This window comes from Psychrobacter sp. 72-O-c (assembly GCF_904846605.1).
In the GTDB taxonomy this organism is placed as follows: domain Bacteria; phylum Pseudomonadota; class Gammaproteobacteria; order Pseudomonadales; family Moraxellaceae; genus Psychrobacter.
Genome location: NZ_CAJHBI010000021.1, coordinates 1 through 25,162, shown reverse-complemented (window position 1 = coordinate 25,162; position 25,162 = coordinate 1). Strand labels below are relative to the sequence as shown.

General features: G+C 43.3%; 14 protein-coding genes and 1 pseudogene. 10 read left to right on the top strand and 5 right to left on the bottom strand.

All coding sequences use genetic code 11. The features are described 5' to 3' along the window. Positions 1-33: 33 nt before the first annotated feature. A complete protein-coding gene (locus JMX97_RS08975; protein ID WP_201557166.1) occupies positions 34-1,047 on the bottom strand; it encodes an RluA family pseudouridine synthase in 1,014 nt (337 codons plus the stop codon). A 1,056-nt stretch (positions 1,048-2,103) separates the two neighbouring features. Here JMX97_RS08975 and JMX97_RS08970 point away from each other — a divergent pair. Further along, a complete protein-coding gene (locus JMX97_RS08970; RefSeq protein ID WP_201557164.1) occupies positions 2,104-6,600 on the top strand; it encodes an Rne/Rng family ribonuclease in 4,497 nt (1,498 codons plus the stop codon). A gap of 118 nt (positions 6,601-6,718) precedes the next feature. Here JMX97_RS08970 and JMX97_RS08965 read toward each other — a convergent pair whose 3' ends face one another. Next, positions 6,719-7,660: a DUF808 domain-containing protein gene (locus tag JMX97_RS08965; protein WP_201557162.1), complete on the bottom strand. Its 942-nt coding sequence runs from the start codon at positions 7,658-7,660 to the stop codon at positions 6,719-6,721. A 430-nt stretch (positions 7,661-8,090) separates the two neighbouring features. Here JMX97_RS08965 and JMX97_RS08960 point away from each other — a divergent pair, with 430 nt between their 5' ends. The 5 genes from JMX97_RS08960 to JMX97_RS08940 all read left to right on the top strand — a co-directional run bounded on the left by JMX97_RS08960 (position 8,091) and on the right by JMX97_RS08940 (position 14,261). Continuing rightward, complete coding sequence (locus JMX97_RS08960; protein ID WP_201557160.1) at positions 8,091-8,990, top strand: DsbC family protein; 900 nt, start codon at positions 8,091-8,093, stop codon at positions 8,988-8,990. Between the two features lie 178 nt (positions 8,991-9,168). Then, positions 9,169-10,515, top strand: a complete 1,347-nt coding sequence (locus tag JMX97_RS08955) for a homoserine dehydrogenase (RefSeq protein WP_201557158.1) — start codon at positions 9,169-9,171, stop codon at positions 10,513-10,515. A gap of 301 nt (positions 10,516-10,816) precedes the next feature. Beyond that, entirely contained in the window at positions 10,817-11,998 is a 1,182-nt protein-coding gene (locus tag JMX97_RS08950; RefSeq protein ID WP_201557156.1) for a thiolase family protein, read from the top strand. 498 nt (positions 11,999-12,496) lie between these two features. Further along, positions 12,497-13,345: a DUF2382 domain-containing protein gene (locus tag JMX97_RS08945; RefSeq protein ID WP_201557154.1), complete on the top strand. Its 849-nt coding sequence runs from the start codon at positions 12,497-12,499 to the stop codon at positions 13,343-13,345. A 268-nt stretch (positions 13,346-13,613) separates the two neighbouring features. Continuing rightward, positions 13,614-14,261 (top strand): YsnF/AvaK domain-containing protein, encoded by a 648-nt coding sequence (locus JMX97_RS08940; protein WP_201557152.1) that lies wholly within the window; start codon positions 13,614-13,616, stop codon positions 14,259-14,261. Positions 14,262-14,416: 155 nt separating this feature from the next. Here JMX97_RS08940 and JMX97_RS08935 read toward each other — a convergent pair whose 3' ends face one another. Together JMX97_RS08935 and secA are read right to left on the bottom strand one after the other, a co-directional pair. Further along, complete coding sequence (locus JMX97_RS08935) at positions 14,417-14,947, bottom strand: hypothetical protein (RefSeq protein ID WP_201557150.1); 531 nt, start codon at positions 14,945-14,947, stop codon at positions 14,417-14,419. Between the two features lie 143 nt (positions 14,948-15,090). Continuing rightward, the gene (secA, locus tag JMX97_RS08930) at positions 15,091-17,907 is read right to left on the bottom strand and encodes a preprotein translocase subunit SecA (protein WP_201557148.1); all 2,817 of its coding nucleotides are present in this window, start codon (positions 17,905-17,907) and stop codon (positions 15,091-15,093) included. A 319-nt stretch (positions 17,908-18,226) separates the two neighbouring features. Here secA and mutS point away from each other — a divergent pair, with 319 nt between their 5' ends. Then, positions 18,227-21,505 (top strand): DNA mismatch repair protein MutS, encoded by a 3,279-nt coding sequence (mutS, locus tag JMX97_RS08925; RefSeq protein WP_201557140.1) that lies wholly within the window; start codon positions 18,227-18,229, stop codon positions 21,503-21,505. A gap of 98 nt (positions 21,506-21,603) precedes the next feature. Further along, positions 21,604-21,927 carry a ferredoxin FdxA gene (gene fdxA, locus JMX97_RS08920; RefSeq protein ID WP_201557138.1) on the top strand — a complete coding sequence of 108 codons (324 nt, stop codon included), beginning with the start codon at positions 21,604-21,606 and terminating at the stop codon, positions 21,925-21,927. A 115-nt stretch (positions 21,928-22,042) separates the two neighbouring features. Here fdxA and JMX97_RS08915 read toward each other — a convergent pair whose 3' ends face one another. After that, a complete protein-coding gene (locus JMX97_RS08915; protein ID WP_201557136.1) occupies positions 22,043-22,204 on the bottom strand; it encodes a hypothetical protein in 162 nt (53 codons plus the stop codon). A gap of 414 nt (positions 22,205-22,618) precedes the next feature. On the opposite strand from JMX97_RS08915, the gene JMX97_RS08910 reads away from it, so the two are divergent. Beyond that, entirely contained in the window at positions 22,619-24,364 is a 1,746-nt protein-coding gene (locus tag JMX97_RS08910) for a hypothetical protein (protein ID WP_201557134.1), read from the top strand. A gap of 377 nt (positions 24,365-24,741) precedes the next feature. Further along, positions 24,742-24,927: pseudogene (locus JMX97_RS14020) on the top strand (transposase family protein); the annotation flags it as partial. Positions 24,928-25,162: the final 235 nt, after the last annotated feature.

Here is a 25,162-nt window from a genome sequence, read left to right as displayed (position 1 = left end):
ACTGAGTAAATCGGATGGGTTCAACACAGCTGGCTATACTGACGGCAACTCAACATCTTCTGTTAATAAGGCAGCGATATCGTCTGGTAACGGCGCGATAATCGGCTCATAACCCGGAATGTCTAAGCGCCATGCATGTAGGCAAAGACGGTTTACGCCTGTTTTGTCATGCACATTATATTTATCATCACCCAAGATAGCATGACCGATATGCGCTAAATGCACACGGATTTGATGAGTTCGACCTGTTAGTGGTTTGGCTTCCAGCAGACTTACCGGCAAATTATTAATCATAAAACGGCCATGTACGATAATATCCGTTTGGCTTTCTTTAGATTGTGGGTCTTGGGTATCCACTTTGACGCGGCGCTCACCGCTAGCAACGGTGTAACGTAGCAAGGGCGCATCAATACGCTGCGTGTTGATCGCAGGTTGCCCTTTTACTAGGCATAAATAATGCTTTTGGATGGTTTTATCTATTAAGTGTTGCTGCAACGCTTTGAGCGCTGAGCGTTTCTTAGAGATCATCAGCAGCCCTGAAGTGTCTTTATCGATGCGATGAATTAGCTCTAGGTACTTTTTACCGGTCACTTCACGCATGGCTTCAATCACGCCAAAATTCAACCCGCTACCGCCATGTACCGCGATACCTGATGGCTTATTCAGCACCAGCATACCTTCGTCTTCATAGACCACACGAGCCAGTAAGCTGTTGGCAAATTCAGTACTGATAATTGGTTTTTCACGGGTCGCAAGCTGTACCGGCGCGATACGCACAACGTCTTCGCGATGTACTCTATCATGCGGTTTACAGCGCTTATTATTAACGCGAACCTCATCCGAGCGAATCATCTTATAGATGTGGGGTTTCGGCAAGCCTTTTAGACGGTTAAGCAAGAAGTTATCCAAGCGCTGATCGTGCTGATGGCGCGTCACTTCGAGGTAATTTACCTTTTCGAAGTTGCTAATCTCATCATCGGCGCTTTGCGGACGGGTTTTGCTGTTAAAGATGCCAGGGGCTTCATGGGTCTGTGCGTCGTCAGTCATTTTAGAGTTTGTCATTTTTAGTTAGGTATTTACACAAAGATTTGCTATAGTTTAACATGTTGAACGCCAATTGAGCATAGGTTACGGCAATAATCGTTATTGTTGTAAACAGCCAATCGCCATCTTTATTACTGGTTAATAACGAGGTGCACGCTATATACCGCGATACCGTTGGACGTTTGATCTAATTTTTAGGGTGAAGTGCTTGATAATCTATAGCATCGCGCCCAATTAGTGGTATTAATACCATATATAACTGCATTGATAATATTGGCAAAAAATCCAATTTATTGAGCGATAACAGCACACAATTTACTCATTTAATGCATGACCACGATTTGATTTGCAATTTTTCTTGCAAGGTTAACTGGCACGCGCAGTAGAACAAGTGATAGTAGCTTGACGTAAAGAAGGTACCGCTGCCTGATTATTGGCGGTCAAATAGATAATGATCTTTAAGCGACACCAACAAAAGACACAACGATACCGTGCTGATGATCCGGTCACTATTCTGTTTGCCAAGTACGCCCCGCTGAATGACAGCGCAGCAACATCTTAACGAAAGCTCACGCTGATATTGATAATATTTGAAAGATAAACTCATAAATAAAAGAATTTGATCTAAAATATAAACCTTAGAGAAGAAGTATGCCAGGCCTTAGATATAGGCTTACAACTTATATAGATAGCAAGAAGCTGACATACATTCAACTGACAGCTTGGCACAACGCTAACGTACTAGCATATCAGTGCTTAAATATTGATACTTGATAGCCATAACTTCTTTTATGAAGCTATAAAGTGAATGATGACAGACTTACAACCTGTCTCATTTATTCTGGTTCTTGATAACGAATTCCGGTTGACAGTTTTAGGTTGAAGTTAACCACTAGCGGCTATAAAAACCAGCCGCTAGTGGTTAACAATTCTAGCTTATTTATTTATTATTTTTTAAATGTCCCTTAATATCTGCAGCTGATCTTAAATTAGCTGTACTTGCTCCTGCCACCATAAAAACACTCTCGTCGTTGTCATGCGTACTCATAGGATACTAATATGAAACGCATTTTAATCAACGCCACCCAAAACGAAGAAATTCGTGTTGCCTTATGTAATGGCAATCATCTGTACGATTTCGACTTAGAAAATCGTACTCGCGAGCAAAAAAAGTCCAATATTTATAAAGGCCACGTCACCCGTGTTGAGCCCTCGCTTGAAGCGGTGTTTGTCGAGTATGGCTCACAACGTCAAGGCTTCCTTCCTATTCGTGAAATTTCTGCTGAATATCTCAGCGGCAATCCACGCGACGAAAACATCAAAAAACTAATTAAAGAAGGCGATGAGCTTATCGTCCAAGTTGAAAAAGAAGAGCGCGGTAATAAAGGCGCTGCCTTATCAACTTACGTATCGTTAGCCGGCCGTTATTTGGTATTAATGCCTAATAACCCTCGTGGCGGCGGTATCTCACGTCAAATCTCAGGTAAGTTGCGCGAAGATATGAAGCGCATGCTGGGCAATCTTGATTTACCTAAAGGCATGAGTGTCATCATTCGTACTGCCGGTATCGGTAAGAACCAAGACGAATTACAGCACGACCTTAACCATCTGCTTAATATCTGGCAGGCGATTCAAGAACAGAATCAAAAATATCCTTCACCGCGTTTGGTTCATCAAGAAGCGGGCGTCGTCACGCGCGCCGTACGCGATTATCTGCGTGACGATATTGCTGAGATTTGGATCGATAACGAAAACGCTTATATAGAAGCGGCTGGCTTTATCGATGCGGTGATGCCCAAACAAGCGGAAAAACTGCGTAAATATACCGACTATGAACCCATGTTTTCCCGTTTTAATATTGAAAAACAAATCGAAACCGCTTATCAGCGCGAAGTTCGTTTGCCATCAGGTGGCTCAATCGTCATCGACCAAACCGAAGCGCTAGTCTCAATCGATATTAACTCTGCTAAGTCGACGAAAGGCTCAGACGTTGCCGAGACCGCCTACCATACCAACTTAGAAGCGGCTGATGAAATTGCCCGCCAATTACGTCTACGTGATATGGGCGGTTTGATTGTTATTGACTTTATTGACATGAATGACAATAAGCACCAAAAAGAAGTTGAAAAGCGTCTAATCGATGCGACTAAATATGATCGTGCTCGTGTCCAGTTTGGTGATATCTCTAAGTTTGGTTTGATGGAAATGAGCCGTCAGCGTCTACGCCCGTCATTAGAAGAGTCGACTGGTTATATTTGTCCGCGCTGCCATGGCAACGGCATGATTCGTGATTTGCGTTCATTATCGCTATCGATTATGCGTCAAATCGAACAAATCGCCTTAAAAGAGCGCCAAGGTGAAGTCCAAGCAGAAGTACCGACTGATATTGCAGCGTTCTTATTAAATGAAAAACGCGACAGCTTGGTTTATCTTGAACAAGACAGTGGTACCCGCATTACTATCTTGCCGCATGCGCATTTAGAATCACCTAACTTTAAATTACATTTTAACCGTGATGGTTTTGCCCCAACAAGCTATGAGCGCATTACCGACACTCAGCAACAAGAACACAGCGATCTTGGCTATAATGTTGACTGGCAAACCGCTGAAAAAGAACGTCCTGAACAGCAGCCAACTCGCCAGCCGCGTCAAGTATCGGATACTGAAAATAGCCGTTCAAGTAGTCAGCAAAGCAGTCAACAGAGCAGCCGTGCGCCGCAGAAAAATAGCGATCAGAACCACAATAGCCAAAGCGCTAATAGCCAAAATACCAGTCAACGAAGCACCACCGCCAATAATAGCAACGACCAACGTAGTAATAGCAGTAATAATAGTGGTAATCATAGTACTAACGAACCAGCCTCTACTACTCGTGCAGCGCAAAATAGCAATGCTTCAAGCAGCCATGCTAAAAATGCTCCTTCTGCTCCTGTAGCTGCTCAGTCTACGGGCGAAGTCACTGCGGCTCAACCGCAAGCAGTCGCTTGGTTGTCCAACTTGTTCGCTCAAGCTCCGCAAGCACAAACGTCGAACAGCGTCAGTAGTCGCGATGCGGCTGAGGCCATCGAAGCGCTAGTAAACAATGGCGGGCAAAGCTTAGGCTCGTTTGGACAAGTCGATAACAATGCCTTGAATAGCGCCCAGAGTTCATCAGCGCCACAAACTAGCCAGCCAAATGACAATCAACAGTCGGGTCAACAATTAGATAGCAATACCAATCGTCAGCAACCCCGTCGCAATACTGACAGCAGTACCAATGCCAGTACGAATAGCGATGATGATGACAATAGCAATGCGGACGATAGAAGAAGACGCAAGCCACGTAAGTCAAGGTCTTCAAAACCGCATCAAAGAAAAGATCAGCGTAATGAGACGGTCGATAGTGATAGCAGCACTACAGACAGTAGTCTAGATAGCCGTGCTGCTAACAGTAATGACACTAATAGTAGTGAAGACAAACAGTCTGATAGCCAAGACAAACGTCAGCATGACAATAGACGCAGTAGCGATCGTAACCGTAACAATCGTCAAGATAATGGACGCAATAATAACGAACGTAACGATAGCGAGCGTAATACTACTGAACGTAGTGCCACTGAACGTAATAATAGTAGTCGCAATGACACGGCTCAGCAAGACAGCACCTCAAGCGATGAGCAAACTCGTGCTAAACGTAAGCCGCACAGTCAGCGTAGCTCACGCGGCAAGCTTGAACGTGGCGAGACCTTAACCGCGGACGGCAATGCTAACACCAAGCAAAATAGCCAACCAAGCGCTCGCCGCAATCAAGACCCCAATGAAGTGGTATTACAAGTCAACGAAACCACAGCTAAGGCAAAATCACCAGAAGTGGTACATCTATCTTTAGATGATAGTAAGCCTGAGCAAGCGACACGCCAGTCTACTGATCAACCAAGCGCTGAACGTGACGTTACTAAAGAAGATACTTCTAAAAATAGTAAAAACGATAACGCTGCTCAGCAAAGTACTAGTAAACAAAGCACTGATGAACAAAGTACTGATGAACAAAGTACTGATGAACAAAGCGCTGATAAACAGACAGAGGATACGGATAGTAAATCTGTAAGCAGCACGCAAGCAGATACCACTAGGCCTAATGTTGATGAGGCTGGTGCTACTGAGACTCATACTACTGAAGTTAGTGCTAATCAGGCCAATACTAGTGAGGAACAGGCACAGTCTGATGCTCCTAAAGACGATAAAGTCAACGGCGATCAGAACAACGACCGCCAGACTAATGACCGTAAACCGTCTGTAGATGAGCAGCCAACATCTAAGCCTAGTACTGACAGCCAAAAGCCAGTAGCAGCTGAGGCTGAGTCAGATACCGTACAAACGGTTCTTGAAACTCAGCAAACGAGTAATGAGAATGTGGCTGCGGCTGCTAACGACAGCGCCTTGAACAATAGCGCTGATAGTAACTCTAGTAGTAATGTTGCGCTCGAGCTTACTCATGATGCGTTATTTGCTGAACACTATGTGACTGCCAATAAGTTTGGTCAAGCCAGTAATGACCCGCGCATTGTCCGTCGTCAGCAGGCTCAATCAACGGTGGCACCAGTCGTACCAGCAAGTGAGCAAGCAGTGACGAACGTACCGACTATACGTGGTACGGTTGGTGAGTTTATTCATACTATCCTACCAGAGGCTACAGCTCGCTTGGCAGATGACGGTGTGATTCGCAGCTTTATTGACGCCATTGCTATTCATACTCAGCAAACGCAAAATGCTGGAGTTGCCGGTACTACAGATAGTGAAGAGAATAGGGACGACGTTAATGCAAACCGCTTTGATGTCAGCACCTTCACTTTTAGTAACTACGGTTATCAGCCTCTAGCGGCGGATTATTTGGCACGCTTTGAGACCATGACTCAAGCGGTCAGCCAGTTTGCAGCGGCGCAAGGTAAAACCGCCGTTGAACCGCGTGCGATTAACAAACGTGCTAGCAATGATCCACGAGGTCAGCATTCTGACTATAATGAATCAGAACAAGAACAGGAGCAGGAGCAGGCAACATTAAGCGTCCCTAATGAGAATTCGCCTAGTGATAATGTACCTAGCGAGCAGGTTGAGCAGCACAGTCAAGACCATGTTCAGCCTCAAGATGCTACTGAAACGGTTAATGAAGTCGATGCCCATAATGTTGAAGCAACCGCGTTAGCCAGTGAAGTACAGGCCGATAGTATCAGTGCTGAGAGCGAGCACATGCTACAGGCCGATCAAGATCAAGAAGTGACGGTTGAACAGACTGGCGAGCAGATTGACGTTGAGCAAGATGATTTCTCTCAAGCTGCTGAATCTATGGTAGAGGACTCTGCAAAAGAGGACAGTCAAGCGAGCAAGTCAAAAACGACCATCGCCAGTTACAAGAACATGATCGAAAATGTGGCCGAGCAACTATCGCCACAAACTGGCATGTTTAATTTGACCACGCCTAAAGTACCTAAGGCGCGCAGTCGTAAGCCTAAGACTGATCATAAAAAACCCACGCAAGCTGAAAAGACAGAGCCGGGTAATTCAGATAGCGAAAGCTAATGGCCAAAAACTAAAAGCAGCCTACAAGCAAAAGCCCCAAAGTTGTCAGCAACTTTGGGGCTTTTTTTTATGCTTAATTGAACTTTTTTAACGGCCTAATGACTAATGGCCTGCTGGTTTAATGCGCAGAAGAAGCATCTTGGTCTTTATTTCGTACTTTACTGATTACAGTCACAATAGCGACTACTATTGCGCCGACAATTAGACCAACCAAGCCATTTAACAACATAGTGGTCGCACTCTCAAAAACCCCTGTTAGATGTGCTAAATCTTCTACGCCATGCTCTAAGAATCCAATACCATGTACCAAGATACCACCACCGACTAAGAACATCGCCAGCGTACCGGCAATCGATAAAAACTTCATTAGTTTTGGGGCAGCAGCCAGCATGAATTTACCAAGCTTACGCGTACCAGCACTAGCATTTGGCTTCTCGATCAAATGTAGTCCTGCATCATCAATTTTTACAATACCTGCAACTAGGCCATAAATACCGACGGTCACAACAATAGCAACAATCGATAGTACCACCGCTTTTTCTAAGATACCGGCCCCGACTGCTGTTATTGCGCCTAAAGAGATGACTAAGATTTCAGCTGATAAGATAAAATCGGTACGAATCGCCCCTTTTATTTTTTGCTTTTCAAAGGCGACCAAATCGACCGTTTCATCGGCGTTGGCTTGCCGGCGCGCCTTTTGCTCTTCATCATGCGGCAATAAGGTAGGCCAAAACTTATGAATGACCTTCTCTGCCCCTTCATAGGCCAAAAACAGCCCGCCGCACATTAACAATAACGTAACTAACGGTGGATAGACGGTACTTATTAATAAAGCAGCGGGTACTAAAATCAGTTTATTAATAAAAGAGCCTTTGGCGACTGCCCAAATGACAGGTAGCTCACGGCTTGGCTTGACACCAGTCACTTGCTCGGCGTTGAGTGCTAAGTCATCGCCTACCAAACCCGCTGTTTTTTTAGCCGCCACCTTAGTCATGACAGATACATCATCCATCAATAGGCTAATGTCATCAAGCAATAGTAATAAACTGGCACCTGCCATGGGGTCTCCTTAGCGAAAATTCGCTTAAATGAATAAATCTAAAATAATTTCTATAAAGGGTCGATAAAAAAGGGTCGACAGAATACTTTGTATAAAGTGTCATAGTAATAGTGTTATCAGCAGTAGATTACCTAGACCAAGGATGATATTAAATAGTACAAATGTATCTTACTCTTCATGGGTTAATGTTTATTTGCAGCTGATATATTTAAAATAGTTAGAGAACAGCCTTTGGCTGCTATTTACAAAAATATGTTAATATAGTGCCTATTGGCATTTGTCTTTTATTATCAATAAATTATAGAAATTCACCACTTTTATTACGCCATATATTCACACTTACTATGTCAAACATTATATCAAACGCTTTATAACGCACTTTTTTATAACGAACTCATGATTAGGCGCGCCTGCCTATAGGAAACGTCATATGCCCTTATCTCCATTTTTTAGCCTTAGAACGTCTACCGCTAAGCTTTCTAAGAATAAGCCTGCTAAAAACAAGTTTGCTCGCAATAAGCTGTCTCATGTCATGATGAGTGCATTGCTAGTGGTGGTTGCCGCTGGCTGTTCTAACAATGCCGCTGATGCTACCAATAATACCAGCATCGTTAATAGCGCCCAAGCCAAAACTAGCTCTAGTACTGCTACAAATACTGCCTCAGCGGGTAGCGATGCCGCGGTAGTTAAAGCACTGCAAGCCAATTTGAAAATATCGGGTATTGAAGAAAGTATCATTTCTGCTGTACCAACGGACATGGACGGTATTTATTGGGTGACTGCTGAAGGTTTACCGTCGTTTTTTACCGATAAGTCGGGCAAGCATATTATTCAAGGGCAAATCATTGCTGTTGGACAAGGTGAACCAGTCGATATCAGTGGCGCATTGGTCGCCAATACCGCACAAGAGGCCTTAAAAGCGGTCGATAAAAAAGACATGGTTATCTACCCTGCAAAAGGCGTGACCAAATCAGTGGTTTACGCCTTTACGGATGCCGATTGTGGCTATTGCCGTAAACTACATGCAGAGATGGATGATATCAATGCGCGCGGTATTGAAGTGCGCTATTTGGCATGGCCACGTAGCCAAGAGACCATTCCTAAGATGGAAGCCATCTGGTGTAGTGAAGATCGCAACGCGGCGATGGATCAAGCCAAAATAGGCGCTAACGTGCAAGCGCCTAGCTGTAGTAACCCCGTTCAAGAACAAATGGCCTTGGGTGCCAGCCTAGGTGTGCGCGGTACGCCTGCTATCTTTACTGAGTCCGGACAGCAAGTCGGTGGTTATCTGCCAGCAGCGCAATTGGCACAAGCCGTAGGCGCTGACTAACAGTAGCCGTAACGCGAACCAATTGTCTGCAGGCGGCATGGTTTACATTACCGACGTTGGCGACATTGAGTAGACGCAACAAGCGCATGTCGGTATGATACGATAAAGCGCTATGCAAGATCAGCAGCACATTTTTTATCTATTTTTTTATCCACCCATTTAATCTCTTGAGGATACTGTGAGTAAATCCATCAAACTAGCGATACTTGGCCTAGGTACCGTCGGTACTGGCGTGGTCAATCTAATAAACGATAACTTAGACGAACTCAAACGGCGCAGCGGACGCGATATTGTCATCACCGAAGTCGGCACGCGCCGTCAGCGCGACGATATCGATCCCAATATTATCCAAAACAGTGATCTAATGGCCACCGCTGCCAGCGATAACGCTGATATTGTCATCGAATTGATTGGTGGCACTACCCTCGCCAAAGAGCTCATCATGCATGCCATCAAACATGGCAAACATGTGGTCACGGCTAACAAAGCGTTACTGGCTGAACATGGTAATGAGATTTTTGCATTAGCCGAAGCAAACAACGTTCACGTCGCTTATGAAGCAGCCGTTGCTGGCGGCATTCCTATTATAAAAGTCATGCGTGAAGCGCTTGCTGCTAATAGAGTTGACTGGTTAGCAGGTATCATTAACGGTACTGGCAACTTCATTATGACTGAAATGCGTGATAAAGGTCGTCCGTTTGCAGATGTGCTCCTCGAGGCTCAGGAGCTTGGTTACGCAGAAGCGGACCCTACCTTTGATGTTGAAGGGATTGATGCAGCGCACAAGCTGGCGCTACTCGCTTCTATTGCTTTTGGTATTCCTTTACAGTTCGATAAAGTCTACTGCGAAGGTATCAGGAACATCACCTTGCAAGATGTTAGTTATGCTGAAGAGCTTGGCTACCGTATCAAGCACGTTGGCTTTGCGGTGCGTCGCGATGCTAATGAAGGTAATGATGAAAGCGCTGGTATTGAGCTACGCGTACACCCTACCTTGATTCCGCAAGATGCCTTGCTGGCGAACGTCAACGGTGTAAAAAACGCGGTATTGGTTAACTCGCACCCACTTGGACAAACACTCTATTATGGTGATGGCGCAGGTGCAGGCGCAACGGCTTCTGCGGTAATGGCTGATGTCATGGATTTGGTACGGGTTTTGAATACTAACGACCCTAATAATCCGGGCAATAATGGCCACCATGTGCCGCATCTGGCTTTTGTTCCTGAACAGCTCTCTGACACGCCGATACTACGCGCAGAACAGATGATAACGGGCTATTATTTGCGCGTTCATGCTTATGACAATCCTGGTGTATTAGCAGACATCACTCGTATTTTGAGTGATGCGGGCATCAATATTGATGCGATTTTACAAAAGCCTGCCCATAAATTGGGACAAGTACCCGTAATTATTCTAACGTTACCGGTAGTTGAAAGCCAAATGAACCTAGCGATTGAAAAAATTGAAAAGCTAGAGACTATTACCGATAAAGTGGTTCGTATTCGTTTGGATGAGCTGGCTTAACCACTTAGCTTAACCAGCGCGCTCAATTGATAACTGTCTTGTTAAATACTAAGTTGAGCGATTTGTAAGGTGGGCGACTTGATTTTTGATTAACCCGTGCGCATTATAATACTTAGTCTTCAATACTATTAGCCTTCAATACTATTAGCTTTCACTATTATTTAGTGTTACTACTTAGCCTTACGACTATTTAGTGCTCATTACTAGCTAGAGCGACAAGGTGTCAGCTTAAATTTATATCAATTTAGCTTAATAAGCGCTGAGCTTTTAATTTAAAACATGCAAACAAGGAAGAATAACGATGTCAAATGATGCGATTGTAATTATTAATGGTGCGCGTACGCCAATGGGTGGCTTTCAAGGCGCTCTAAAAGATGTTAGCGCCACAGACTTAGGCGCAGCTGCTATTAAAGCTGCGGTAGCACGCTCTGGTGTCAGCGCGGATAACGTTGATGAAGTGATTATGGGTTGTATTCTGACCGCTGGACTCGGTCAAGGTCCTGCACGCCAAGCCATGCGTAAAGCAGGTTTGCCAGATGCCACTGGCGCGGTTACTATCAATAAGCTATGCGGCTCAGGACTCAAAGCAGTCATGCAAGCACATGATGGTATCAAAGCCGGTAGCTTCAATGTCGCAGTTGCTGGTGGTATGGAATCTATGACCAATGCGCCCTATCTCATGCCAGGTGCACGCGAGGGTTATCGTATGGGTCATAAAGAAGTCAAAGACCATATGTTCCTAGACGGTCTAGAAGATGCCGAAACCGGCAAGTTGATGGGCCAGTTTGCTCAAGATTTAGCAAACGAGAGAGGTTATACTCGCGAACAAATGGATGACTTCGCTATTGAGTCGCTCAACCGTGCTCTAACCGCTATCAAAGACGGCCATTTCGAAAATGAGATTGAGCCAGTTACTTTTAGCACCCGTAAAGGCGAAAAAACAGTTGAGACTGATGAAGAGCCGGGTCTTGCTAATGCTGAACGTATTCCAACCTTACGTCCAGCCTTTGCCAAAGACGGTACTATCACAGCGGCCAATGCCAGCTCAATCTCAGATGGCGCTGCTGCCGTCGTTATGATGAAAGAATCCCAAGCAAAATCTGAAGGTTTAGAGTACCAAGCACGCATCATTGCGACCGCTTCAAACTCACGTCATCCAAGCGAATTTACTATCGCTCCAGTTGGTGCCATTGAAAAAGTCTTAGCCAATGCTGGCTGGTCAGTTGAAGATGTGGATCTGTGGGAGATTAATGAAGCCTTTGCGATGGTCACTATGATTGCCATGGACGAACTAAAAATTGATCACGCAAAAGTTAATATCGAAGGCGGCGCTTGTGCCCTTGGTCATCCAGTAGGTTGCTCAGGCGCACGTATTTTAGTAACCTTGATTAACTCGCTAAAACGTACTGGCGGCAAAAAAGGCATCGCAACCTTATGTATCGGTGGCGGTGAAGCCGTTGCAGTGGCTATTGAGCTGACTTAGTACTTTTACTTAATGTAAGGCTTAATACATAAGTCTTTCTTCATCAGAAGTAAACATAACCGCATTGTCAGCATACAATGCGGTTTTTTTGTGTCTGTAGATTAAAAATGTGTAAGAAACATTTATGAACGTAAGAAAGCGTTAACTTATACCCAGACGATGTTGGGCTACTTACAGTCCATTACACGCATTTACGTCAGATGCACACTTTGCTACCTCCCTTATATATCTCATTCAAAAATCAGGTGTTACGATAATTACAAGTTGATGCAGCAGCGGCTAATTATAGTTATTAAATATCCTAACAATTATATTTTTCCTAACTGTAATAGTAAGAAATATCAGAATACCAAACTACTGCTAAGTGTTGAACAAGCTTTCAACATCGAGCTTTTAAAACCAGGCAATCAACGACATGTTTACAATTAGCGTTAGTGTTTAGCGCTATTGTTTTGAGTTTCACTTTTAACCATTTACTCATACAAAAGGAAGACAACAATGAGCCAACTAATTCGTTTACAAGACATCCAAGCTACCCATCGTGACCTAATCGGTGACGACTATTATGACCCAACAGGTAAAACTGCTTACGGCGTCAACGAAGAAAAAATCGGTAAGATTGATGGTGCTTTGGTAGAAGACACTACTGGCCGTATCCGTTATTTAATCGTAGATGCAGGCGGTTGGTTCAGCTCAAAAGAAGTGCTAGTACCCGCAGGTTTGGCTCGTATCGTTGGTGATGACGTGTTCTTCGATAGCTTAACCGAAGCACAAGTAGATGCTATGGAAGTATACGACCATGACTATCAGTACAGCTATAAAGAGCAACACGAAAATGATCGCAAAGCATTTGTTGCTGATTCTGTACCTACTGAAGAACGTACGGAAATCGCAGACACTCACTATGATGCACCTAACAAGCTTGAGCTGTTAGAAGAACGTCTAACTGTTAATAAAGACCGTATCGTAGCCGGTTTAGTGAAAGTCGGTAAACATGTAGTAACAGAGGAGCGTAACGTAGATGTAGATTTAGAAGAAGAGCACGCTCATATCGAACGTACCAATGTAGACCGTCCAACAGATCGCCATATCGGTGACGTCGATGGTAATGAGACTATCGAAGTTGAGCTAGAAGCTGAACGTGCGCGTGTTGCTAAAGAGACCTATGTTAAGGAAGAGGTAAACGTTGGTAAGACTACTGAACGTCATACTGAAACTATCGTTGAAACTATCCAGCGCGAAGAGTTAGATATTGACCGTGACGGTAACGTTGTTGACAGTAAAGGCGAACGTGTAGACCGTGATGATATCACTGCCGATGATGTACGCCGCGCTCGTGGTATGTAATAAGCTAATCTGTCACTAACTTATGCAAATAGATAAGTATGAAGGTGATAGTAACAAGCTGCTGAGTCTCTCGGCTCAGTAAATTAAGGCCAGAGCCCGTCTCTGGTCTTTTTTTATGTCAGCATGGACATGAATGTGAAATATGCTATTAAACCTCTGATCTGTCCTGCTTTTTTAAGCACCCTTTTTTAAATAGCCTTTTTTAAATAGCCTTTTTTAGCTTCTTCACTCTTAATAATCTTCACTCTTAATAATAAGGAATAAAATCATGACTACTGATTATAATAACAATAATGCCGACCCTTCCCTGTCTCCTACTGATATTGCTAACACTAAAGCTGCCAAAATTTCTGACCTTAGTAGTGAGAATAAACTACCTGCACCTGAGGATGTGGCAGCTAGAGATACATCACTCGATAAACAAGGTAACGTCGGTAATATCGGCCGCCTAGAGCTATTAGAAGAACGCCCCGTTGTTAATAAAGAGCGCTTGGATGTTGGTAAAGTGACTGTTACTAAGCACTCCCGTACCAAGACGATTGAAGTACCTATTGAGCTGGTAGAAGAATATATCACCGTTCGAACTGACTATCATGATACTGAGAGTCAGGATTTATTATCGGGTAATTATGATGATAAGGACATATTGCGCCACGTTGAGCCCTCATTAGACAGTAAGGCAGTCGTTACGATTAATGGTAAACAAGTTGAGATTGGCGATGAGCCAGTTGAGATTATATTGTCGCGGCAAGTGGCTACCATTACCAAAGATACTTATGTGGTCCAAGAAGTCGAAGTCAACAAAACCACGCATACTCACACTGATAGTATTACAGTCGAGCTCAAACACGAAGAGCTTGATGTAACAGAAGAAGGTTTTTTAGACCATGAAGCCGGACGCACTGATGAAAAATAAATAGGTTTAAAACAACGGTATTAAAAATAGATGCAAAAAAAAGCAACGCGAACGTTGCTTTTTTTGTGACTGTTAATAAAAATTGGACGGTACTATATAAATCATAAAGTAAGAACTATAAAAAGCTGCCTTTATAAGATATGTAATTCGCCCTATTAGGTCTTGTTACACTCGTAAGTGTTGACGTTAGTTTCGTCGGCACCCGCCATACGCATCACGCCAGTTGCACGGTCTTCATGAGCAACACGCCACTGGGCAAAGCCTTCACCGCCATCAAGCGCGGTTGCTGCTTCGAACACTTCAGGATTACTGCCTTCATTGGTTTTGGTCAAAGTCAAAGTTCCTTGGCCAGTGGCCAAAACAACTTGGTTGGCTTCGTCTTTATAAGTCGCTTCAATCTTCAGCTCAGGTGCGCACAAATACGTTAACTGGGTCACGCCGGTATTTACCGTAGCAACGGTATCGTCTTGCACTTCATTCAACGAGGCATCTTCGGTAGTCACTGCTATATCATTAGGCTCAGCAGGTTCAGCTGACATAGGAACGGACTGTTCTGCACTAATGCTGTCCTCTAGACTTGGCTCCGGCTCTTGCTGCTGTTGGCAAGCGCTAAGACTAATGGCACTGGCCAGTAGACCGGTGACTAAGACAGAAGCTCGTAGTTGTTTTAATGGTCCTAGTTTCATATTCTTCTCCTATGTTAAGATGCTAAATACTATAGCGTGTCCACATATTTACGCCTATGTTGAATTTGTAAGCAAGGACTACAAAAAAAGTCCCTCTCTACAAATAGAAAGGGACTTTTTTATATCTTACGAAGGGCTAACCGTTAGATTTTGCCGTGGCACTGCTTATATTTAAGCGCAGAACCACAAGGACAAGGGGCGTTACGGCTAATATTCATACTGGCATAAGGATTGGGTTCAGCATCAGCCCCATTCAAGCCCGCTGCTGCCACGCCGCCAGCAACATTGACCCGCATTTGGCCATTAGCGCGTGCAGCCTGACTTTGAGCGCTTGAGTTTTGATTGCGCGGTTCTGGTTGCGATTCACCAGCTAGGTTGTCAACGTCATTGTGCTCAAATTGCATTTGCATCTGTGCAGCATCCGAGCGTTGCTGCGCTTCCAACGCTTCTAACTCTTCTTTGGTCGGAATATGGACACGTGATAAGTCTTGGACAGTCTCTGACTTAATCGCCCCGAGCATCATTTGGAACAGCTCAAACGACTCGCGCTTGTATTCTTGCTCAGGGTTCTTTTGAGCATAGCCGCGCAAGTGAATGCCTTTACGCAGTTGATCCATTTGCGTTAAGTGATCTTTCCAGTGCTTATCGAGACTTTGTAGCATAAAGTGACGTTCAAGCTGAGCAGCATTTTGCTCCCCCATTTGCTCACGTCGTCCATGATAATGTTCAAGCGCGGTCTCAATAACTTTAGCGCGCAGTCCTTCTTCATCTAGACGACGGTCTTCATCGAGCCAATCATTGATTGGCATCGCTACTTTAAATTCATTTTCGAGCTCATCTTCCAGTCCATCAACATTCCACTGATCATCGACAGAACCTGGCGGGATAAACTGACTAATCATGGCGTTATAGACTTCATGATGCATGACTTTAATGGCCTCTAGCAAATCCATATCATCTAGCAAATCATCACGCTGACCATAAATAACTTTACGTTGATCATTGGCCACGTCATCATATTTTAGCAGGTTTTTACGGGCATCAAAGTCGCGGCTCTCAACTTTACCTTGAGCGTTTTCGATCGATTTTGAGACCATTTTATGCTCAATGGCTTCATCTTCTGTGAGACCCATAGCGCGCATCATATTGACCACGCGGTCACCAGCGAAGATACGCATCAAGTCATCTTCTAGCGATAAGAAGAAGCGTGACATACCTGGATCGCCTTGACGTCCAGCACGACCCCGTAACTGGTTATCAATACGGCGGGATTCGTGACGCTCAGAACCCACAATATGTAGTCCACCCGCATCAACCACTTGGTCATGCTTCACTTTCCATTGGGCTCGTAAATGCTGCATTTCTTCCGGACCGACCGATTCCGGATCTTCAATAAATGACTGCCAGTTACCACCAAGGATAATATCTGTACCCCGGCCTGCCATGTTAGTTGCGATAGTAACCGATTTTGGGCTACCAGCCTGGGCGATGATTTCTGCTTCGCGTTCATGCTGCTTAGCATTTAGAACGTTATGCTTAACGCCTTCTTGATCCAGCAAATAAGACAACTCTTCGCTGGCTTCAATGGTTGCCGTACCGACCAGTACTGGCGCGCCTTTAGCCTGAATCTCTTTAATCTCGCGGATGATACCTTTATACTTACCTAGCTTGGTTAAGAATATCTGATCATCCATATCAACCCGAGCAATCGGCTCATGGGTCGGAATCACGATGACATCTAAATCATAAGTAGATTTAAATTCTGCTGCTTCAGTATCCGCCGTACCGGTCATGCCTGATAGCTTATTGTAAAGACGGAAGAAGTTCTGAAAAGTTGTGGTCGCTAGGGTTTGATTCTCTGCTTGAATCTCAGCGTTTTCTTTGGCTTCTACCGCTTGATGTAGCCCTTCTGACCAGCGGCGACCAGGCATAGTACGTCCGGTGTTTTCATCAACGATAACCACTTCACCTTCATCGACAATATAGTGAACGTTTTTGACAAACACATGATGGGCACGAATGGCCGCTTGTACGTGTGCCAATAATGGCAGACGACTGGGGCTATATAAACTTTCGTTCTCACCCAGCTCACCGACTTCGATTAAAAAGCGCTCGATTTTCTCATAACCTTTTTCACTAATCTCAATTTGGCGGTTTTTTTCATCGATCCAAAAGTCTTCTTCTTCGTTATTCTTATTGGCTTCTTCATCTTTTGAGCGAATCAGCACGGGAATAATAGTATTAATCAGCGCATACATCCGTGACGAATCTTCGGCTTGCCCTGAGATAATCAATGGCGTTCGTGCTTCATCAATAAGGATGGAGTCAATCTCATCAATAATACAAAAGTTTAGCGGGCGCTGCTTTTTCTCAGCTAAGCTAAAGACCATATTATCGCGCAGATAATCAAAGCCATATTCGTTGTTGGTACCGTAAGTAATATCAGCCTGATACGCGTCGACTTTTTCTTGCGGCGGCTGCTGCGAGTAAATAACCCCAACCGTCAGGCCTAAAAAGTTAAATAGCGGACGGTTCAAATCCGCATCACGGGCGGCCAAATAATCGTTGACGGTCACCAGATGAACGCCTTTACCGCTAATACCATTCAGATAAATAGCCAAGGTCGCCATTAAGGTTTTACCCTCACCGGTCTTCATTTCAGCGATTTTTCCTTCGTGCAAAGTGATACCACCGATTAGCTGCACGTCATAATGACGCATACCTGTGATACGTAGCGATGCCTCGCGGCAGACGGCAAACGCTTCAGGCAACAGCGCATCTAAGCTCTCGCCTTTTAGGAAACGCTCTTTAAACTCTACCGTTTTTTGTTGCAACTGCTCATCAGACAGGGCTTGTACGCCAGCCTCTTGTGCGTTGATCTTAGTGACCACCTTGCGCATGCGCTTGAGTTCTCGATCATTTTTGGTGCCAACTACACTGCCTACAATCTTTGATAACATAATTTTTTAACCTATGGAAATATTCGATAATCAGCACAAAGTCATTAAAGGCCAGCCTACCGCCTTTTTATCACTCGACTAAGTATCACCCAATTAAGTGTGTCGTCATTATATATGGTTATGACGCTGATGGATACAAGGGTAAAAGGCAGATATTTGCCGACGTCAAAACGTGATTAGACATGTTAAAATAGAGCTTATTCTGTCATTATTTTTATATAATTATCTTATCAATTTGATGACTATATAGACCAAATCTTTATCCAAGCCAAATTAATTTTAAGACCCCTATTAAGCCAAGTAAAATAAGAGACCTTGCATGACTGCTAAACCTTCTGTTCAGAATAACTCTTTATCCAATAATAGCTCGTCAATCAATGCGTCAGCCAATACCGAATCTGAAAAACTGACTATAGGCGATGCCATCTATTATTTGGCTGACCACACCCCGATGATGGTGCAATATCTGACTATGAAGGCCAACTATCCGCAGGCGTTACTGCTATATCGGATGGGCGACTTTTATGAGTTGTTTTTCGATGATGCTAAGCGTGCCGCGCAACTATTAGACATTACTCTTACTCGCCGTGGTACGGACAAAGCGGGTAATACCATTGCGATGGCAGGCGTACCGTTTCATGCGGCAGACAGCTATATGGCGCGACTGATTGCCGCTGGGCAAACGGTCGTGGTCTGTGAGCAAATTGATGAATCTGCTGATGGCAGTACTAATACGCCAGTCATGGGCGAGAAAAGTAAGAAAAATAGTAATGCTAATAATGATAACAAGGCTAAAGGAAGCAAAGCCAAACCTACCACTATCATGCGCCGCGAAGTCGTCAAAACTCTTACCGCAGGTACCATTACCGATGATGCACTCATCGCGCCCAATCATACACCCACTGTGGTTGCTATTGATATTTCAATTCCTAAAGCCAACAGCAATCAACCATTACAGGCTGCAATTAGTCAAATGGACTTAGCAGCAGGGACCTTGATCACCCAAACGCTAAGTACCGATATCAGTGCCGATAGCAATGTCAGTTCTGATAATATGGATGAGCTGCAAGCGCAAATGCTGACCATATTGGCACGCTTTGCGCCTAGTGAATGTATCGTCAGCGAAGCCCTTAATGACCACAGCGGTGAGGAATGGCTACTGTGGCTAAGAAGTCGTCTCGACTGTCCGATTATCGAAGTAGCAGCAACCGACTTTCACCGTGACCATGCGACCGCAACGCTATGCCAACAGTTTGGGGTGCAGCGCCTTGATGGCTTAGGTATTGCCGATGCACCACTGGCTCAATCTAGCTGTGCAGCGCTTATTCACTATGCGCGCCAAACTCAGCAACGCCAAGTACCGCAAGTAAATCAGCTTATTGTCGAAAATAGTGACGACTATCTGATCATTGATGCCAACAGTCAGCAGAACCTTGAGCTGTTCACGCCGGTCAGCGTTAACGGTACCTCGTTGATATCGGTGCTGAACCATTGTAAGACCCCGATGGGGCGGCGGCTATTAGTGCAGCAAATGAAGCGGCCATTACGTCAACATACGCGTATCAATCAACGCTTAGATGCGATAGCGAGTTTATTAGTAGCGGACAATACTACGGATCAGAAAAGGGCTGTCTTAGTAACAAATCTGCGCGAGACCCTACATACTATCGGTGATATTGAACGTATCAGCAGTCGTATCGGTCTGATGAGCGCTAAGCCGCGCGACTTACGCAAGCTTGCCGATGGAATTGCCAGTAGCGCACACCTCACTACCTTACTTACCGAATCCGGTATTCAGCCTGAACATGCTGGCTTATTACCAATGCTAATGCAGCAACTACCCGCGCAGTTACCGAGCGTACAAGCAGTGGCTGACTTGATTGAACGCGCTATTATTCTGGAACCACCCGCCCATATTCGTGATGGTGGTATGTTAGCAGCAGGTTATGACGATGATTTAGATCGCCTCACCCATTTGCATGACAATATCCAAGCAACGCTGGATGAGATGGTAGAGCGTACGCGGCAAGCACATCAATTGCCAAGTCTAAAAGTGGGCTTTAATAAAGTAAGTGGTTTTTATTTTGAGTTACCTAAGATGCAGGCCAAGAATGCGCCCAACCATTTTATCCGACGGCAAACGCTTAAGAGTAGCGAACGCTTTATCACTGATGAGTTAAAAGACGTCGAAACCGAATATCTGAGCGCGCAAACCTTAGCGCTGGCTCGTGAAAAGCAACTGTATCAAGAATTGCTCACTTATTTGAGCACTCACTTAGCTGAGCTACAACAACTGAGCGCCGCTATCGCGCAGATAGATGTCCTTAGCAATTGGGCCCAGCTCGCCATTACTTATCAATGGCAGCGTCCGGTCATGAGCAATAATTTAGAAAACAGTGACTTATCAAATGAAAATATAAATATAAATATCTTAAATAATGCAGACACCAATGAAGACCATAACGCCCAGCAAACTCAATTTGACTTTCAAAACCAATCGCAAAACCAATTGCAGAGTCCATTGCAAAGCCAGTCTCATAGCCAAACCAGCATCGATATTAGCGCAGGTCGCCACGTCGTCGTTGAAGCCGCTCTAAATCCAACAAATAATAGCAATCCTGAACACGCCAGCCAGTTTGTTGCCAATGACTGCCAAATCGGTAGCAGCAACCATCCTGAACGATTACTGATGATTACCGGCCCTAACATGGGTGGCAAGTCGACCTATATGCGCCAAACCGCGCTAATCGTGCTACTCGCTCATTGCGGTAGCTTTGTGCCAGCAGCACGTGCGCATATAGGTGATATTGACCGTATTTTTACTCGTATTGGCTCAGCGGATGATTTAGCCGGTGGCAAATCGACTTTTATGGTGGAGATGATTGAGACCGCCAATATTCTTAATCAGGCAACCGATAAATCATTGGTGCTGATGGATGAGGTTGGACGCGGCACTTCTACCACTGACGGATTAGCTATTGCCCATGCTTGTGTCAATCGGTTATTAGAAATCGGCTGCCTGACCTTATTTGCCACCCATTACTTTGAGCTGACGCAACTGACCCAGAATCTTGATAATAATCGTCAGGGTAAAAATGATGGCAACAACAATAACAATAACAATAACAATAACAACGATAACGGCATCCGTAACGTACACGTGGCAGCTAGTGATATCGATGGGCAACTATTACTACTCCATCAAATTCGCGAAGGCGCAGCAAGCTCTAGCTTTGGACTCCATGTGGCAAAAATGGCCGGTATCCCCACCCAAGTGCTTAATGATGCCAAACGCTATCTGATTGATCAGCTAGATAGTGATAAGGCAACGGATAAAGTAGCTATTAAGAATGACAAGACTGATGACAAAAATGACTTAGCTAAGTCAACAACGGATGAACGCCAGCACGCTTATACCAACGATGCACGCGAAACAACTATTAATGACAGCACCCAAGCAAATGAACGGGTTGATAATCTACAACAAAAACAAATGCTTAGCTTGTATGATAAACTTAACGAGATTGATCCTGACAGCTTATCGCCCAAGCAAGCCCATGATTTACTCTACAACCTTAAGCAACTCATTAATCGTTAAAGAGGTTTGTTAAATGGACGTAAAAGCGCTAAAATACGCCTTATTTTCAATCTATTTTATTTATTCATACGCCGAACCAATAACAGGTAGCCATCGCCATGACCTTTGTCGTTACAGATAACTGCATCCTTTGCAAACACACCGACTGTGTGGAAGTCTGCCCTGTGGACTGCTTTTATGAAGGGCCAAACTTCTTAGTCATCGATCCTGACGAGTGCATCGACTGCGCGCTATGCGAGCCCGAATGCCCTGCCAATGCGATATTTTCTGAAGATGAAGTGCCTAAGGGACAGGAGATATTCACTCAGCTGAATGAAGAGCTGGCGCAAAAGTGGCCAAACATCACTGAGATGAAAGAAAGCTTGCCGGATTCTGAAAAGTGGGATGGTGTTGAGGGTAAGATTCAGTATCTTGAGAAGTAGTTAAATAATTAAAACCACTTAAGAAATTAATCTAAGAGATAATAAAAAACCACCTAACGGCGATATGCTGATAGGTGGTTTTTTTATCTACATACTTAAAAATTCTATACAAAAGTTAAGACAGCACTTGGCAAGGGGCATCATTCGGACTATCATATTCAATACGAGCATTAGAAGGAGCTTTGGCAACAGCAAGTATTTTCTGTTGGGTTGTTAACGTCCAATCAGTAGCATCTGTGATGGACTGACAAGCGCTGATATTGGGTACTTTTGGCAAGGATCTGTCATTTTGATCGTTGAGTATATAAGTATTACTATAACCTTTAACTTCTGACAGATAGGCGCTACTCTCAGCATTTCCAATAGACCTTTTGCAAAAGTAGCGTCATGATTTAGAATGAATGTATCACTCACAATTTAACTAAGCTCCGTATTTTGGTTGAGCACAAAATAGGTTTGATTAAGCTCTTTGAAATCGTTGCCCAGCGCTATCGCAATCGTCGTCAGTGTTATGATTTGAGAATGAAGCTATTTGCAGGTGTGGTTAATTTCGAACTTAATCCATGACTTTTGCAAGAGGTCTAAGAGCAATGTCCTTCCCTCTTCTTTAATTATATTACTTTTGTCTACTATTAGCATCAGTATTAGTATACCATCCACGAGATAAAAGATTTCTGAAGGAATAAACATAATGAATATTCATGACCTTTCTGAATATCAGCTTTATAAATTAAAATCTCTGGATCCCAGCCTAAGTCAAGATTGGCGTGAAGTAATACAAAATATCCTTCCAGAGTTAGATAAAGAGAGTCAAGATAGTGTGCACAAAAACATACTAGAACCTCGAGGTATCTACTTTGATATTAACAAAGGATTAATATACAAACGTCCTACTACTTTAAAAAAAACTAGGGAAGATATTCAAACTCATAATAATGATCTAATTGCCATAGCATCAGACATGTCCAAAATCATTGATTCACGCTTTGAGTATTATGATGCTATACAACTTGCTGATGAAATTGAAGCAATATTTGGTTGCTTAGATAACTTAGACATGCGAAATATGCTATATGAGCGTAAAAATCGTAAAAGAATACAAATAGCTTTTTTATATGACTTAGCACAATGGATAGACACTGTTAAATTAAAAGTTGCCCCTGGATTCCGCAAGCTGGACTCTCACATGGTTAAATCATACCTAAAAGAGGTCTTTATCAAGCAGAAAATACAAGGTCAAGACTTCCGGAAGTGGGATTCATCAGACGTAAGTTTTCAAGAATTTACTTATCTACCCCCTTTTATCAGAAATGAGGGAGAAGATAGAAGATTTTTTGTTGTGGAAGGACAGAAATACTGGTTTTTAATTGGAGGTACAGATCAACTTGGCAAGAACCCCTATTCTTTTCGACGGTTTCTTCATGAAGATAGCAGTGGAATTAATGATGAAAAATATATCTATTTGACACATGTTGTTCTCAAAAAAGAGGATATGCATGATTCACAATATCTATCCCATGCTTCTCATGCTATGAGTCGGTTTTACACGCTTGATCGAGGGACACCCGATACACTTCTGAGTTTCATTAATGAAATCCAAAATATGCGTAAGAGATATTTAAAACCCTTACTAAAAGAACGTCTAGAACAAGTTGGTGGCTCTACAGAAGCTATTATAAAAGAACGAATGATAACTTACGAAAAGCAAGTTTCGGTATTAATACTTCAAAAAATACCCAGAATTCAAACCATACTTCATAACAAAGATGATCAAGACTATCTATCCTATCATTTGGATAAATTATTTAAGCAAATGATAGAGAGTGTTCAGGATTTTAGATTACAACCTTTAGTCATGTATTCTAACAGTAGTGAAATTTTGTTAATTAAATTAATGGCACTAAGAAAGTTACTGACAAAATCCCACGATTTTATTCTCTCTCAGAAGTCAAGCATAGAGGAGCGTTCAGAAGTTATGGGTATGCCGCTCTTCATGGTTAAAGAAAAATTAAATGAGACTAAAATATCTATAAGAGAACTTGAAGACCTAAAAAACAATCTCGATAATTACTTTACAATCAAAGAACAAGGAAGCTTTTGGAAAAAAATTGCATTGGGAAGAGAGCCTAATTACACGCTGGAGGAAATCGCTAAAGAGAAGTTACTCCTTAAAAAAGAAGTTTTTAGATCGATTGTGCGCATGGCTAAATCTCAAAACAAAGGTATGGTATACATAGAATTCGAATGTGATGAAATTATAAATAAAAACTATAGGCATTATGCATTAGCAGATGGACAACTAGGCATCAGCCGTCTACCAAGGGTATTACGACTATCTGAAGACAAAAGAGAATTTGATATCGAATCCATAAGACAGGTGGTAAACCATAATATTTTTGAAGCGAATCAACTATGGCATATAGAATATAAAAGCTGACCTCGATAACTATTTAAGTTCTCTCTTAAGCTGTTTTTTCGATGGGCTCCAGGTTTGGGAAAGTCCCAAACCTGACTGTTGGTACAATCTAAGATTTATCGTCAATCAACATATCTGCAGGCTCATGTATTGGACCTCTTGCAAAAGTAGCGTCATGATTTAGAACGAATGTATCACTCACAATCAGATGATCGTCATGCCTGACATAAATAAACTACTTGAGTAAAACGATGCAGCAAAGACTAAATCAGGTCGTCCAAGCGAGTTTAGATTGGAGGATCAGATATTGCTTACACTGACTTATTGGCGTGAATACCGAACGCTTTTTTAGCCCTTACAAATAAACTTGTGCTGATTGGTTACCTGAAAATACCAGCTACTTAGCAGACAGCGGATATCAAGGTATAGCCAAACTTCATAAGCAGACTTTCCCTCCCTTTAAAAAGCCCAAAGGTGGTGAGTTATTATACTATTGCAAACAAGTGAATCAGTATTTAGCTAAACTCTGTATTTTGGTTGAGCACAAAATAGGTTTGATTAAGTTGTTTAAAATCGTAGCCTAACGATATCGCAATCGTCGTCAGCGTTCTGATTTGAGAATGAAGCTATTTGCAGGTGTGATTGATTTCGAGCTTAAGCGATGACTTTTGCAAGAAGTCTATTTATCATAATTAGGACTTACGCAGAAACTAACAGATATTGCTAATCTAGAGAATAACGTAGTAGCATAAAGTCATGAAAAAGCCCAGAGTAACCCGACTAGATTATTGCCAATATCTAATGGTGAGTCAAATAAAC